The sequence below is a fragment of the Halorubrum sp. SP9 genome, from assembly GCF_005435015.1.
Taxonomy (GTDB): domain Archaea; phylum Halobacteriota; class Halobacteria; order Halobacteriales; family Haloferacaceae; genus Halorubrum; species Halorubrum sodomense.
This window is the reverse complement of record NZ_SGXU01000491.1, coordinates 1-361: the sequence shown is the minus strand read 5'-3', so window position 1 is coordinate 361 and position 361 is coordinate 1. Positions and strand designations below refer to the sequence as shown.

The window sequence follows — 361 nt, the reverse complement described above, 5'->3', positions numbered from 1 at the left end:
GATCGACGAACGCGGGCACGAGACGACCCAGTCAGTGACTGCCGTCTCGAAACATCCGAGTCAGGACCACTTCGTCCGGATCGAGACCCAGTGCGGGCGTTCGATCCGGGTGACGCCCGACCATACGATGCTGCGGGTCGCTGACGGCGGAGTCGAGAAGGTCGCCGCGAACGAACTGGCCGTCGGCGACACGGTTCCGGCGAGCCCCTCCCATCGGAGCGTATCGGCCGACACCGCCACCAGTACGGCGACGGACGGCGGAATCGAGACCGACGAAGTTGCGTCGGTTTCGTTCCTCGAAAGCGACGTCGAGTACACGTACAATCTCACTGTCGCCGAGACGCACACGCTCGCGGCGAAC

The 361-nt window shown here is 65.1% G+C and carries 1 protein-coding gene; it reads left to right on the top strand.

Translation table 11 applies throughout. The annotated features are described in order from the left end of the window. A partial coding sequence (locus tag EXE45_RS18355) for a hypothetical protein (protein ID WP_137695160.1) occupies positions 1-361 on the top strand: 361 nt, incomplete at both ends.